This window comes from Pseudomonas halotolerans (genome assembly GCF_039581215.1).
GTDB classification, from domain to species: domain Bacteria; phylum Pseudomonadota; class Gammaproteobacteria; order Pseudomonadales; family Pseudomonadaceae; genus Aquipseudomonas; species Aquipseudomonas tehranensis.
Genome location: NZ_JBCNTJ010000011.1, coordinates 13,347 through 27,368, shown reverse-complemented (window position 1 = coordinate 27,368; position 14,022 = coordinate 13,347). Strand labels below are relative to the sequence as shown.

Annotated in this window: 12 protein-coding genes; 11 read left to right on the top strand and 1 reads right to left on the bottom strand. The window is 60.4% G+C overall.

From position 1 onward, the window contains the following. The first annotated feature begins 81 nt into the window (after positions 1 to 81). The 8 genes from AAIS01_RS15970 to trpE all read left to right on the top strand — a co-directional run bounded on the left by AAIS01_RS15970 (position 82) and on the right by trpE (position 9,049). Positions 82 to 1,206, top strand: coding sequence for an ABC transporter ATP-binding protein (locus tag AAIS01_RS15970; RefSeq protein ID WP_092400941.1), 1,125 nt, complete (start codon positions 82 to 84; stop codon positions 1,204 to 1,206). A gap of 49 nt (positions 1,207 to 1,255) precedes the next feature. After that, positions 1,256 to 2,299 carry an ABC transporter substrate-binding protein gene (locus tag AAIS01_RS15965; RefSeq protein ID WP_343469720.1) on the top strand — a complete coding sequence of 348 codons (1,044 nt, stop codon included), beginning with the start codon at positions 1,256 to 1,258 and terminating at the stop codon, positions 2,297 to 2,299. Positions 2,300 to 2,495: 196 nt separating this feature from the next. Next, entirely contained in the window at positions 2,496 to 3,743 is a 1,248-nt protein-coding gene (locus AAIS01_RS15960) for an ABC transporter permease (RefSeq protein ID WP_343469719.1), read from the top strand. Positions 3,744 to 3,755: 12 nt separating this feature from the next. Further along, positions 3,756 to 4,580: an ABC transporter permease gene (locus AAIS01_RS15955; RefSeq protein ID WP_343469718.1), complete on the top strand. Its 825-nt coding sequence runs from the start codon at positions 3,756 to 3,758 to the stop codon at positions 4,578 to 4,580. Positions 4,581 to 4,780: 200 nt separating this feature from the next. Beyond that, the gene (locus AAIS01_RS15950; protein ID WP_092400952.1) at positions 4,781 to 5,929 is read left to right on the top strand and encodes an iron-containing alcohol dehydrogenase; all 1,149 of its coding nucleotides are present in this window, start codon (positions 4,781 to 4,783) and stop codon (positions 5,927 to 5,929) included. A gap of 78 nt (positions 5,930 to 6,007) precedes the next feature. Next, positions 6,008 to 6,682, top strand: a complete 675-nt coding sequence (gene rpe, locus AAIS01_RS15945; protein ID WP_092400955.1) for a ribulose-phosphate 3-epimerase — start codon at positions 6,008 to 6,010, stop codon at positions 6,680 to 6,682. Next, positions 6,679 to 7,497, top strand: a complete 819-nt coding sequence (locus AAIS01_RS15940) for a phosphoglycolate phosphatase (protein WP_214912449.1) — start codon at positions 6,679 to 6,681, stop codon at positions 7,495 to 7,497. The genes rpe and AAIS01_RS15940 overlap by 4 nt, the downstream gene beginning before the upstream one ends. Positions 7,498 to 7,567: 70 nt before the next feature. After that, complete coding sequence (gene trpE, locus AAIS01_RS15935) at positions 7,568 to 9,049, top strand: anthranilate synthase component I (protein WP_343469717.1); 1,482 nt, start codon at positions 7,568 to 7,570, stop codon at positions 9,047 to 9,049. Positions 9,050 to 9,214: 165 nt separating this feature from the next. Here the strand turns inward: trpE and estP are convergent, their stop codons facing one another. Then, positions 9,215 to 11,122, bottom strand: coding sequence for an esterase EstP (gene estP, locus AAIS01_RS15930; RefSeq protein ID WP_343469716.1), 1,908 nt, complete (start codon positions 11,120 to 11,122; stop codon positions 9,215 to 9,217). Positions 11,123 to 11,532: 410 nt separating this feature from the next. Here estP and AAIS01_RS15925 point away from each other — a divergent pair, with 410 nt between their 5' ends. From AAIS01_RS15925 to trpC, 3 genes are read left to right on the top strand one after another with little or no spacing between them, the layout of a single operon-like run. Further along, on the top strand, positions 11,533 to 12,126 hold the full coding sequence (locus AAIS01_RS15925; RefSeq protein WP_092400964.1) for an aminodeoxychorismate/anthranilate synthase component II: 594 nt from the start codon (positions 11,533 to 11,535) through the stop codon (positions 12,124 to 12,126). Positions 12,127 to 12,135: 9 nt separating this feature from the next. Then, positions 12,136 to 13,185: an anthranilate phosphoribosyltransferase gene (gene trpD, locus AAIS01_RS15920; protein ID WP_343469715.1), complete on the top strand. Its 1,050-nt coding sequence runs from the start codon at positions 12,136 to 12,138 to the stop codon at positions 13,183 to 13,185. Beyond that, entirely contained in the window at positions 13,182 to 14,018 is an 837-nt protein-coding gene (gene trpC / locus AAIS01_RS15915; RefSeq protein WP_343469714.1) for an indole-3-glycerol phosphate synthase TrpC, read from the top strand. Before trpD ends, trpC begins: the two co-directional genes overlap by 4 nt. Positions 14,019 to 14,022: the final 4 nt, after the last annotated feature.

Here is a 14,022-nt window from a genome sequence, read left to right as displayed (position 1 = left end):
TCTCCTGCGTCCCGATTTTCGCGGCCCCCAGGCTCCACTAGGCTTGATTCACAAGCAGTCATCAATACAAAAGGTGCGGGTATGAGCCAGGTCGATTCAAGCGCGGGGGCCAGTGATGTGTTGGTCAGCTTTCGTGGTGTGCAGAAGAGCTACGACGGCGAGAACCTGATCGTCAAGGACCTCAACCTGGACATTCGCAAAGGCGAATTCCTGACGCTGCTCGGGCCGTCCGGTTCCGGCAAAACCACCAGCCTGATGATGCTCGCCGGGTTTGAAACCCCCACCGCCGGGGAGATCCAGCTGGCCGGGCGCTCCATCAACAACGTGCCGCCCCACAAGCGCGACATCGGCATGGTGTTCCAGAACTATGCCTTGTTCCCGCACATGACCGTTGCCGAGAACCTGGCATTCCCGCTGACTGTGCGCGGTTTGAATAAAAGCGACGTGAGTGATCGGGTCAAGCGCGTCTTGAGCATGGTCCAGCTGGACACGTTTGCCCAACGCTATCCGGCGCAGTTGTCCGGCGGCCAGCAACAGCGCGTCGCCCTGGCCCGGGCATTGGTGTTCGAACCGCAACTGGTGCTGATGGACGAACCCCTCGGCGCGCTGGACAAACAACTGCGTGAGCACATGCAGATGGAGATCAAGCATCTGCATCAGCGCCTCGGTGTGACGGTGGTTTATGTCACGCATGACCAGGGCGAGGCCTTGACCATGTCCGACCGCGTAGCGGTGTTCCATCAGGGCGAAATCCAGCAGATTGCCCCGCCACGCACCCTCTACGAAGAGCCAAAGAACACCTTCGTCGCCAACTTCATCGGCGAGAACAACCGTCTCAACGGCCGCCTGCACAGCCACACCGGCGATCGTTGCCTGGTAGAGCTGGGGCGCGGTGAAAAGGTCGAGGCCCTGGCGGTGAACGTCGGCAAACCCGGCGAACCGGTGACCCTGTCGATCCGCCCGGAACGGGTGAGCCTCAACGGCGCAAGCGAACAATGTGTCAACCGCTTCTCAGGGAGGGTGGCGGAATTCATCTATCTGGGCGACCACGTCCGGGTTCGCCTGGAGGTCTGTGGCAAGAACGACTTCTTTGTGAAACAACCAATTGCCGAACTCGATCCCGGGCTCGCGGTTGGGGACGTGGTTCCGCTTGGCTGGCAAGTCGAGCATGTGCGTGCGCTCGATCCCCTTCTAGAGGCGAACTGATCGCCCCCTGCTTCACCAACACCAACCCTGCACGTGGAGAGAACAATAAATGTTGAGATCCCTGAAGTTCACAGCCCTGACCCTGGGCATGATGGGTGCGGCAAGCGCGATGGCGGCGGGCCCGGACCTGACTGTGGTGTCTTTCGGCGGGGCGAACAAGGCGGCTCAGGTCAAAGCCTTCTACGCACCGTGGGAAGCGGCCGGCAATGGCAAGATCATCGCTGGTGAATACAACGGTGAAATGGCCAAGGTCAAGGCCATGGTCGACACCAAGAGCGTTTCGTGGGACCTGGTGGAAGTCGAGTCGCCGGAGCTGTCCCGTGGTTGCGACGAAGACATGTTCGAGCAACTGGACCCGGCGCTGTTCGGCAAGGCCGAAGACTACGTCAAGGGCGCCATTCAGCCTTGCGGCGTGGGCTTCTTCGTGTGGTCGACTGTGCTGGCCTACAACGCCGACAAACTGAAAACCGCGCCAACCAGTTGGGCGGACTTCTGGGACACCAAGCAATTCCCAGGCAAGCGTGGCCTGCGCAAAGGCGCCAAGTACACGCTGGAATTTGCTTTGATGGCCGATGGCGTCGCACCTAAAGACGTCTACAAAGTCTTGGCCGGCAAGGATGGCCAGGATCGCGCCTTCAAGAAGCTCGACGAACTCAAGCCGAACATCCAGTGGTGGGAAGCCGGCGCCCAGCCGCCGCAGTACCTGGCTTCCGGTGACGTGGTCATGAGCTCGGCTTACAACGGTCGGATCGCCGCGGTGCAGAATGAAAGCAACCTGAAAGTGGTGTGGAACGGCGGCATCTATGACTTCGACGCTTGGGCGATCCCACGCGGCCTGGACAAGACCCGCGCTGAAGCTGCGAAGAAATTCATCGCTTTCTCGGTGGCACCGCAGCAGCAGAAGACCTACTCGGAAAATATCGCTTACGGCCCGGCCAACACTCAGGCTGTTCCGCTGTTGTCCAAGGATGTCTTGAAAGACATGCCGACCACTCCGGAAAACATCGCCAACCAAGTGCAGATCGACGTCAGCTTCTGGGCTGATAACGGTGAGCAACTGGAACAGCGCTTCAACTCCTGGGCGGCGAAGTAATTAACACTCTGTGATGGGTGGGCTTGCCCACCCTGTGGGAGCGGGCTTGCTCGCGAAGACGTCAGCACATTCAGCAACATTGTCGACTGACGCTCCGCCTTCGCGAGCAAGCCCGCTCCCACATTTAAACGGTATGAATTTAACGATCGAGGTGGCTTCCCACCTTCGCATTGATCAAAGATTTCCGGAGTTCGCCATGGCCATCGCCGTTCCACTGAACGCGGGCACCAGCCCCACCTTGAAGCAGCGGCTCAAGCGCGCCGAGCGGGTCAACCGCTGGAAGGCCCAGGCCTTGATCGCGCCGCTGGTACTGTTTCTGTTGCTGGTGTTCCTGGTGCCGATCGTGGCGCTGCTGTTCAAGAGCGTCAGCAACCCGGAAGTGGTCAACGGCATGCCGCGCACCGTCGCCGCGGTCGCTGCCTGGGATGGACGTGGGTTGCCCGGCGAGCCGGTATACAAAGCCGCCAGCGAAGACCTCGCCGAGGCCCGCAAGAATCAAACCTTGGGCGATTTGTCCAAGCGCCTGAACATGGAACTGGCCGGCTATCGCAGCCTGCTGACCAAGACCGCTCGTGCGCTGCCGTTCGCCACTGAGCCGGTCTCCTATAAAGAAGCGATGGAGAACCTCGACGAACGCTGGGGCGATCCGGCGTATTGGCAGGTGATCCGCCGCAACACCAGTGATGTCACTCCGTATTACCTGCTGGCGGCCGTCGATCATCGCATCGATGATCTGGGGGAACTGGCCCCGGCCACCCCCGACCAGGCGATCTACCTGGATATTTTTGCTCGTACATTCTGGATGGGCCTGGTGATTACCACGATCTGCCTGGTCCTGGCCTATCCGTTGGCTTACCTGCTGGCGAACCTGCCGTCGCGCCAAAGCAACCTGCTGATGATTCTGGTGCTGTTGCCGTTCTGGACATCGATCCTGGTGCGGGTGGCGGCGTGGATCGTGCTGCTGCAATCGGGCGGGCTGATCAACAGTGGCCTGATGGCCATGGGTATTATCGATAAGCCTCTGGAGCTGGTGTTCAACCGCGCCGGTGTCTACATCTCCATGGTCCACATCCTGCTGCCGTTCATGATCCTGCCGATTTACAGCGTGATGAAAGGCATCTCGCCGACTTACATGCGTGCGGCGATTTCCCTGGGCTGCCATCCGTTCGCCAGTTTCTGGCGCGTGTACTTCCCGCAGACCTATGCCGGTGTCGGCGCCGGTTGCCTGTTGGTGTTCATCCTCGCCATCGGCTACTACATCACCCCGGCGCTGCTGGGCAGCCCGAGCGATCAGATGGTCAGCTATTTCGTCGCGTTCTACACCAACACCAGTATCAACTGGGGCATGGCCACGGCGCTCGGCGGGTTGTTGTTGCTGGCAACCGTCGTGCTGTATCTGATTTACAACTGGCTGGTGGGCGCCAGTCGCCTGCGCCTGAGCTGAGGGGAGATCGAAATGCTGAGTCCTTACATGTCCCCCGTCGAGCGGGTGTGGTTCTACAGCTTGCGCATATTCTGCGGGCTGATCCTGTTGTTCCTGATCCTGCCGGTGCTGGTGATCATTCCGTTGTCGTTCAACTCCGGCAGCTTCCTGGTGTACCCGTTGCAAGGCTTTTCGTTGCAGTGGTACCACGACTTCTTCGCCTCGGCGGAGTGGATGCGGGCGCTGAGGAACAGCGTCATCGTGGCCCCGGCGGCGACGCTCCTGGCGATGGTTTTCGGCACCCTGGCGGCTATTGGCCTGACCCGTGGCGACTTTCCGGGCAAGGCGCTGGTGATGGCCCTGGTCATCTCGCCGATGGTGGTGCCGGTGGTGATCATCGGGGTGGCCAGTTACCTGTTCTTCGCGCCGCTGGGGATGGGCAACAGTTTCTTCTCGCTGATCGTGGTCCATGCCGTGCTGGGCGTACCGTTCGTCATCATCACCGTGTCAGCAACCCTGCAGGGCTTTAATTACAATCTGGTTCGGGCCGCGGCCAGCCTTGGGGCCTCGCCCTTGACGGCGTTTCGTCGCGTGACCCTGCCGTTGATCGCCCCAGGCGTGATCTCCGGCGCACTGTTCGCCTTCGCGACCTCGTTCGATGAAGTCGTGGTGACGCTGTTCCTGGCCGGTCCCGAGCAGGCAACGTTGCCAAGGCAGATGTTCAGCGGCATCCGCGAGAACCTCAGCCCCACCATCGCCGCCGCCGCGACGCTGCTGATCGTCTTCTCGGTGATCCTCTTGCTGACCCTGGAGTGGTTGCGCGGGCGTAGCGAGAAACTGCGCACCACCCAAGTCTGAGGTCCAACGCAAAACCAATGTGGGAGCGGGTTTGTTCGCGAAAGCGGTGTGTCATTCAGCAAATAGGTTGAATGTTTGACCGCATTCGCGAGCAAGCCCGCTCCCACAGGTTTGCGGGGTATTCATGGGCTGAATGCAAGACAACCTTAAATACCGAGCTATTCTTGTGCCAGCCCATACTCGAACAAGAGGCCGCGCACATGAGTCTTTCCTCATTCAAGATCGCCCACAAACTGATCACCGGTGCCGCTGCTATCGAGCAACTGGCGGCCGAGCTGACCCGGCTGGATGTCGACAACCCGTTGATCGTCACCGACGCCGCGTTGGTCAAGTCCGGCACTGTGGAGTTGGCGTTGCAACATTTGGGCGGGCGCGATTACGAGGTTTTCGACCGGGTCATGCCCGATCCGGAAATCGCCATCGTCGAAGATTGCATGCAGGCCTACCGCGACGGCGGCCATGACGGCTTGATCGGCCTGGGCGGCGGCAGTGCCATCGACATTGCCAAATGCGTGGGGGTCTACGCCGGTTACCACGGCGAGCTGCAGGATATGTTCGGGGTCGACCAGGTCCCGCGCAAAGGCGCGCCCATGATCGCCATCCCCACCACGGCCGGGACCGGCTCGGAAGTCACCAACGTGGCCATCCTCTCCGACAAGGCCGCGCAGCTTAAGAAAGGTATCGTCAGCGATTATCTGCTGCCGGACGTGGCGCTGGTCAGCCCGCAGATGACCCTCACCTGCCCCCGAAGCGTGACCGCCGCCAGTGGCGTCGATGCACTGGTGCATGCCATCGAGTCCTACCTGTCGCTCAATGCCTCGCCGATCACCGATGCCTTGGCTATCGGCGCAATAAAACTGATCACCCGCGCCTTGCCCAAAGCCTACGCCAACCCCGCTCATTTGCAGGCTCGCGAAGACATGGCCACGGCAAGCCTGATGGCCGGCATGGCGTTTGGCAATGCCGGGGTCGGGGCGGTGCATGCGCTGGCGTATCCGTTGGGCGGGCGTTTTCACGTGTCCCATGGTGTGGCTAACGCCTTGTTGCTGCCGTACGTCATGGCATGGAACAAGATGGCTTGCGTCGAGCGCATGCGCGACATCGCCGAAGCCATGGGCATTAAGACCGCGCACCTGAGCGACCTTGAAGCCGCTGACGAAGCCGTGGAGGCCATGGTTGCGCTGTGTGCTGCCGTGGAAATCCCCCAGGGCCTGAGCAGTCTGGGGGTGACGGACGAGGTAATCCCGTCCATGGCGGTGGAGGCGGCCGGAATCGAACGACTGATGCGCAACAATCCACGCAAACTGAGCGCCAGCGATATCGAGAAGATCTACCGCGCGGCGTATTGATCGTCTGCCACGGTGGGCGCGCCAAATCTTGAGGTATACAATGCGCGCCATCGTGATTTCGCTCAAAACAGGTGCGTCATGCAGCCCTTCGCTATTGCTCCGTCGATTCTCTCTGCCGATTTTGCCCGCCTGGGCGAGGAAGTGGACAACGTTCTGGCCGCCGGCGCCGACATCGTGCACTTCGATGTCATGGACAACCATTACGTCCCCAACCTGACCATCGGCCCGATGGTCTGCGCGGCGCTGCGCAAGTACGGCGTCACGGCGCCGATCGACGCGCACCTGATGGTCAGCCCGGTGGATCGCATCGTCGGTGACTTCATCGAGGCCGGTGCCACCTACATCACCTTCCACCCCGAAGCCACCCAGCACATCGACCGCTCCCTGCAGTTGATCCGCGAAGGCGGATGCAAGGCCGGTCTGGTGTTCAACCCGGCGACGCCCTTGGACGTGCTCAAGTACGTGATGGACAAGGTCGACATGATCCTGCTGATGAGCGTCAACCCGGGCTTCGGCGGGCAGAAGTTCATTCCCGGCACGCTCGACAAGCTGCGTGAAGCCCGCGCACTGATCAAGGCATCGGGCCGTGATATCCGCCTGGAGATCGACGGTGGCGTGAACGTCAACAACATCCGCGAAATCGCCGAGGCCGGTGCCGACACCTTTGTCGCAGGCTCGGCCATTTTCAATGCGCCGGATTACAAAGAGGTCATTGAAAAGATGCGCGCTGAACTGGCTCTGGCCCGTCCATGAGCGGCTTCGAGCAGCTGTTTCCCGGCAGTTTGCCGCGTCTGGTGATGTTCGACCTCGACGGCACTCTGGTCGACTCGGTGCCGGACCTGGCGGCGGCCGTGGACAACATGCTGCTCAAGCTCGGTCGTCCGGCCGCCGGAATTGACGCTGTGCGCCACTGGGTCGGTAACGGCGCGCCCATGCTGGTGCGGCGGGCCTTGGCCAACCACATCGATGCCCAGGGCGTCGATGACGCCGAGGCCGAGCGGGCGCTGGAGTTGTTCAACGAAGCCTATGAAGGCAATCACGAACTGACGGTCGTCTACCCCGGTGTGCGTTCCACCCTCAAGTGGCTGCACAAGCAAGGCGTGGAAATGGCCCTGATCACCAACAAGCCGGAGCGTTTTGTCGCGCCGCTGTTGGATCAGATGAAAATCGGTCGTTATTTTCGCTGGATCATCGGTGGCGATACCCTGCCACAGAAAAAGCCTGACCCGGCCGCGCTGTTTTTCGTGATGAAAATGGCCAATATTCCGGCCTCTCAATCGCTGTTCGTCGGCGACTCGCGCAGCGATGTGCTGGCGGCGAAAGCGGCTGGGGTCAAATGTGTGGCGTTGAGTTACGGCTACAACCATGGCCGGCCGATTGCCGAAGAGTTTCCCACGCTGGTGATCGACGATTTGCGCCTGCTAATTCCCGGTTGCCTGGACCCGGCCGCTGAGATAACGTTGCCCGACGCTGTTCAATCCTCTTCTGGAAACGCCATCGTGGTGGTCACTCGCAAACTCTGGATGAAAGTCATGAAGGCCCTGGCCCGCTGGCGTTGGCGCGCCTGACCTGATCCTGGCCGGTTAGCCGGCGCGTTTGCATACCTGACTGTCAGCTCCTCCTGCCACGAGGCACACCATGATCCGCGAAGAATTCCTGCGTCTAGCCGCTGCCGGCTACAACCGTATCCCGCTTGCCTGCGAAACCCTGGCCGACTTCGACACACCGCTGTCGATCTACCTCAAGCTGGCCGATGAGCCCAACTCCTACCTGCTCGAGTCGGTGCAGGGCGGCGAGAAATGGGGCCGTTATTCCATCATCGGCCTGCCGTGCCGCACGGTGCTGCGGGTCCATGACCATCGTGTCAGCGTGACCCACGACGGCGTCGAGATCGAAAGTCTGGAAGTCGAAGACCCGCTGGCCTTCGTCGAAACCTTCAAGGCCCGCTACAACGTACCCACCATCCCCGGTCTGCCGCGGTTCAACGGGGGCCTTGTGGGTTATTTCGGCTACGACTGCGTACGCTACGTGGAAAAGCGCCTGGGCACCTGCCCGAACCCAGACCCGCTGGGCGTGCCGGACATTCTGCTGATGGTCTCTGATGCAGTCGTCGTCTTCGATAACCTCGCTGGCAAGATGCACGCCATTGTCCTGGCCGATCCGTCCCAGGAAGACGCCTACGAGCAAGGTCAGAAAAGTCTTCAGGCGCTGCTGGAAAAACTCCGGCAGCCGATCACGCCGCGTCCTGGCCTGGATTTCAGCAAACAGACGGCGGCCGACCCGGTGTTCCGTTCCAGCTTCACGCAGGACGATTACGAGAGGGCCGTCGACACCATCAAGGAATACATCCTGGCCGGCGACTGCATGCAGGTGGTGCCGTCGCAACGGATGTCCATTGACTTCAAGGCCGCACCGATCGATTTATATCGGGCGCTGCGCTGTTTCAATCCGACGCCTTACATGTACTTCTTCAACTTCGGTGACTTCCACGTTGTGGGCAGTTCCCCCGAAGTGCTGGTGCGGGTCGAAGACAACCTGATCACTGTGCGGCCTATCGCTGGCACTCGTCCCCGTGGCGCCACGGAGGAAGCCGACCGGGCGCTGGAAGAGGACCTGCTGTCGGATGACAAGGAAATCGCCGAGCACCTGATGCTGATCGACCTGGGCCGCAATGACACCGGGCGCGTCTCGGAAGTCGGTTCGGTGAAGCTCACCGAAAAGATGGTCATCGAGCGTTATTCCAACGTGATGCACATCGTCTCCAACGTCACGGGCCAGTTGAAGGCCGGGCTGACGGCGATGGACGCCCTGCGGGCCATCCTGCCGGCCGGAACCTTGTCGGGCGCACCTAAGATCCGCGCCATGGAAATCATCGACGAACTGGAACCGGTCAAGCGTGGGGTGTATGGCGGGGCCGTGGGCTATTTTGCCTGGAACGGCAACATGGACACTGCCATTGCCATCCGCACCGCCGTCATCAAGGACGGTGAACTGCACGTACAGGCCGGCGGCGGAATCGTGGCCGACTCGGTGCCGGTGCTGGAGTGGGAAGAAACCCTGAACAAGCGCCGGGCAATGTTCCGTGCCGTAGCGCTGGCCGAGCAGACCCCAAGCGACTGAACCGTTCCGGAGCTGCGTAGGAACTGAGTAGGAGCTGTCGAGTGCAACGAGGCTGCGATCTTTCCCCAGACACTTGAGTCTCAAGCGAAAGATCAAAAGATCAAAAGATCAAAAGATCAAAAGATCGCAGCCTCCGGCAGCTCCTACAGAAGCAAGCCGCCTTCTTTAGAAATCCAGACTGACCCCGACACTCACCCCCTGCTGGGTAAAGTCATCGTCCTTGCGCAGCGTATAACCGCCGCGCAGGGCCAGATCGTTGGTCAACTTGTGGCTGACCCCCAGGCTCAGGCGATTCAAATGACTCTGCGGCGTATAGCCTTCAAGCGTGAAATCATTGGCCGGCAGACTGTTGAGGGCGATGTTCACCTTTTGGGTGTCGTCTTCGTACTCGCGTTCGTGGGCATATTCGCCATACACCTGGGTCTGACGGGTGAAGTTGTATTTGCCTTGCAAGCCAATGCCCAGGCGTTTCGAGTCGCGGGTCTGATCATCGAAGGTCAGGGCGGTGGAGCGGCTGCTCTTTTCTGAATAGCCGTCGACTTCCACCTTCGCATAATCGGCGCTGATAAACGGTGACAGGTGCCACTGACTGCCCGGTTGGGCGATGTCGTAGCCCAACCGCGTGCTGAATGCCCACAGATGACCGTCGGTGTCGCCCTTTTCCTGCGCCTCGTTGACGCCCAGGTCGAATTTTCTTTCCAGGTTGTCGTAGTCGAGCTTGCCGCCGGTCAACGCCGCATCGGCCCACCAGCGGTTTTGCTGGAACTGGGCGAAAGCGGTAGCCAGGTAGCTGTTGAGCTTGTAGTCCGAATCGTTGCTGCCTGCCTCCATGTCCTGGCGGTAGAAACCGGCGGCTACACCCACGCGCCAAGCCTCGTTGAGACGATAGCTGCCCCCGACATTCAAGCTGTAGCCGCTGCCGTCGGCGCTGGCGCCACTGCTTTGACTGTCCATGTCCAGATGCTGGCCGCCGCCGGCGACAATTGCCCGCCATTGGCCGACGGCCTGCCAGTTCTCCCAATCCGATTGCCACTGGCTGCGTAATTCATCCTGATGAGCGCGCAGGGTCGAGTGTGCCATTTCCGGCAGCAATGTCAGCTCCCATGGCGCCGCAAGCAGGGAAAAGGCGTAATCGGCGATCAGTTGCTGTCCGGCCTCGGTGGGGTGGACCGAGTCGTTATAGATCAGCTTGGTGGGGTCTGGCGTCGCGCTGTTGATGCCATAGGTGGGGTTTTCCGTGCAGCCGTTGCCGCTGAAGCAGGTGGCGGTGAGGTTCTCGCCGGTGGCGAGGCCGAATCGTGCTGGATCGGCGAAACTTTCCTGCAGCAATAGCGGAACGTTCAGTGGAATGATTTCGGCATCAATGCCTTGCAGCCGCGTGACCAGTTGCTGGTTGAACTGGTTGCTGAGCTGCGAAACGGCGTCCTGCAAAGGCGTGCCATTGAGCGCAGGGGTGAGGCCCAAGTCGGGCAGCAGCCAGACCATTACATAACGGGCACCGGCGTTTTGCAGCACTTGGACACTGTCGGCCAGGCGGTCCGCGGCGGCGTTCGCCTGGGCAGGCGTCAGTACCAGGCCCTGGAGAAAGTCGTTACCACCGCCGGAAAGGTAATACAGCGCGTTCGGGTCGGCACGCAGGCCGTTGGACAGCAGGTACCCGTCACGGCTGCGCTCACCCGTGTCGGAAACGCCGGTAATCGACTCGAGGATCTGGTCGGTGCGATACCCACCCACGGCCCAGTTGTTGCCATCGGCTTGGCCTTCGCTGGCACGAACCGCCGAGGTGGAGGCTGCGGTTTCATCGTCGGAAAAGCCCAACCGTCCGCCCAGCAGTTGGGTGGAGTTGAGAGAGTAGGATTCGCCGCTTCCGTCCAGATAGAGCGGGCCGGTGCGGTTGGTAAAGCGTTGGGTGGCGCCGGCCGGGCCGTCCGGGTCGGCAAATTGGCCGGCATCGTTGAGGCTGTCGCCAAACACGATGAAGCTGGAGTAGGGATTGGGGGCGGCGCCCGCCTGGGCGCAGGCCATCGCCAGAAGACAGCCGGCGATGGGTACGAACAACGTTTTTTTTATCATGGGAAAGTCCGTTTTTATCTTATTGTTGTTAGAAAACGAAACGACAGTACCAAAAACTTCCAGCATTTTGCCATCCGCCCGGCAAGTCGCGATTGTTTCAAAGCCCTTCGGGGGGCGTCATATTGCGTGCACCGTCCAGCTAAGCTACTGTGCCGGAACGTATGAACGAGACTTCCCCTGTGTCGATTGTCAGCAAATTTCCGGATCAATTGATCAAGGCACACGCCCGTTGGCGTTGGCGCGCCTGAATGTTCTTTGCCGGCCTGGCCGGACCTGTACCGATTTGCCTTCTTTACCCGCTTGAAAGTCGCTTCGCTGGCCCATCACAGGCCTCGCCAAGCGCAGCACCGTGCGGGTCACTCTCCGAAGGCTGTATTTCAAGTCAGTGAATTCAATAGGTTGCTTACGCCATGTTGCTGATGATCGATAACTACGACTCTTTTACTTACAACGTTGTGCAGTACCTGGGCGAGCTGGGCTCCGAAGTCAAGGTCGTGCGCAACGACGAACTGACCATCGCCGAAATCGAAGCCCTCAAGCCCGAGCGCATCGTGGTCTCGCCCGGTCCTTGCACGCCGACCGAAGCGGGCATTTCCATCGAAGCCATCAAGTATTTCGCCGGCAAGCTGCCGATCCTGGGTGTCTGCCTGGGGCACCAGTCGATCGGCCAGGCCTTTGGCGGCGAGGTGGTGCGCGCCCGGCAAGTCATGCACGGTAAGACTAGCCCGGTATTTCACGAGAACAAGGGCGTGTTCGAAGGTCTGAATCTTCCGCTGACGGTCACCCGCTACCACTCCCTGATCGTCAAGCGCCAAACCCTGCCAGATTGTCTGGAGCTGACCGCCTGGACTCAGCTCGAGGACGGCTCTGTGGATGAAATCATGGGGCTTCGTCACAAAACGTTGAATATCGAGGGCGTGCAATTTCACCCCGAGTCTATTCTCACCGAACAGGGTCACGAGCTGTTCGCCAACTTCCTCAAACAAACCGGCGGCACGCGCTAAGGACTTTTCATGGATATCAAGACAGCCCTGAGCCGTATCGTCGGCCATCTCGACCTGAGCACCGACGAGATGCGCGATGTGATGCGCGAAATCATGACCGGCCAATGCTCGGATGCGCAGATCGGCGCGTTCATGATGGCCATGCGCATGAAGAGCGAGAGCATTGATGAGATCGTCGGTGCCGTTTCGGTCATGCGCGAGCTGGCGGACCAGGTCGAACTCAAGACCCTGGATGGCGTAGTGGATGTGGTCGGCACCGGCGGGGACGGCGCCAATATCTTCAACGTTTCCACCGCCTCGGCCTTCGTTGTTGCCGCGGCCGGTTGCACCGTCGCCAAGCACGGCAATCGTGCGGTCTCCGGCAAGAGTGGCAGCGCCGACCTGCTGGAGGCGGCCGGGATCTACCTGAACCTGACGCCCGTTCAGGTGGCGCGTTGTATCGATAACGTCGGTATCGGTTTCATGTTCGCCCAGACCCACCACCGCGCCATGAAGCATGCCGCCGCGCCGCGTCGTGATCTGGGCCTGCGGACGATGTTCAACATGCTCGGCCCGCTTACGAATCCGGCCGGCGTGAAGCATCAAGTGGTGGGTGTGTTCAGCCAGGCATTGTGCCGGCCCCTGGCCGAGGTCTTGCAACGTCTGGGTAGCAAGCACGTGCTGGTGGTCCATTCGAAGGATGGCCTGGACGAATTCAGCCTGGCAGCACCGACGTACGTGGCTGAATTAAAAAATGATCAGATCAGCGAGTATTGGGTCGAACCTGAAGACCTTGGCATGAAGAGCCAGAGCCTGCATGGGCTGGCGGTGGATGGGCCGGCCCAGTCGCTGGAACTGATTCGCGATGCCTTGGGGCGCCGCAAGACTGAAAATGGCCAGAAGGCCGCCGAGATGATCGTACTCAATGCGGGCGCCGCGTTGTATGCGGCGGATCACGCCAACAGCCTCAAGCAGGGCGTGGAACTGGCCCATGATGCGTTGCACACCGGCCTTGCCAGGGAAAAACTCGAAGAGTTGGGTGCATTTACCGCCGTATTCAAAGTGGAGAACGAAGGATGAGCGTGCCAACGGTTCTGGAAAAAATTCTGGCTCGCAAGGCTCAAGAGGTGGCCGAACGCAGTGCTCGGGTCAGTCTGGCAGAGCTGGAAACCTTGGCGCGGGCAGCGGAGGCGCCGCGTGGCTTTGCCAAGGCGCTGATCGATCAGGCCAAGCGAAAGCAGCCAGCGGTGATTGCCGAAATTAAAAAGGCTTCCCCCAGCAAGGGCGTGATTCGCGAGCACTTCGTCCCTGCCGACATCGCCAAGAGCTACGAGAAGGGCGGTGCGACCTGTCTCTCGGTGCTAACCGATATCGATTTTTTCCAGGGCGCCGATGAATACCTCAAGCAGGCGCGGGAGGCGTGCAAGCTACCGGTGATTCGCAAGGATTTCATGATCGATCCTTACCAGATCGTTGAAGCCCGCGCGCTGGGCGCAGACTGCGTGCTGTTGATCGTTTCCGCCCTGGACGATGTGAAAATGGCCGAGCTGGCGGCGGTCGCCAAAGGCGTGGGCCTGGATGTCCTGGTGGAGGTCCACGATGGCGAGGAGCTGGAGCGGGCCTTGAAAACCCTCGATACTCCGCTGGTCGGCGTGAACAACCGCAACCTGCATACTTTTGAAGTCAGCCTGGAAACGACTCTGGATTTGTTGCCGCGTATTCCGCGTGATCGCCTGGTGATCACCGAGAGTGGGATTCTGAACCGGGCCGATGTCGAACTGATGGAAGTCAGCGATGTTTATTCGTTCCTGGTGGGCGAAGCGTTCATGCGCGCGGAAAATCCGGGTACCGAGCTGCAACGCCTGTTCTTCCCTGAACGCGGCGTTCCGATAAGCGGTTCGACACTGGATTGACTCA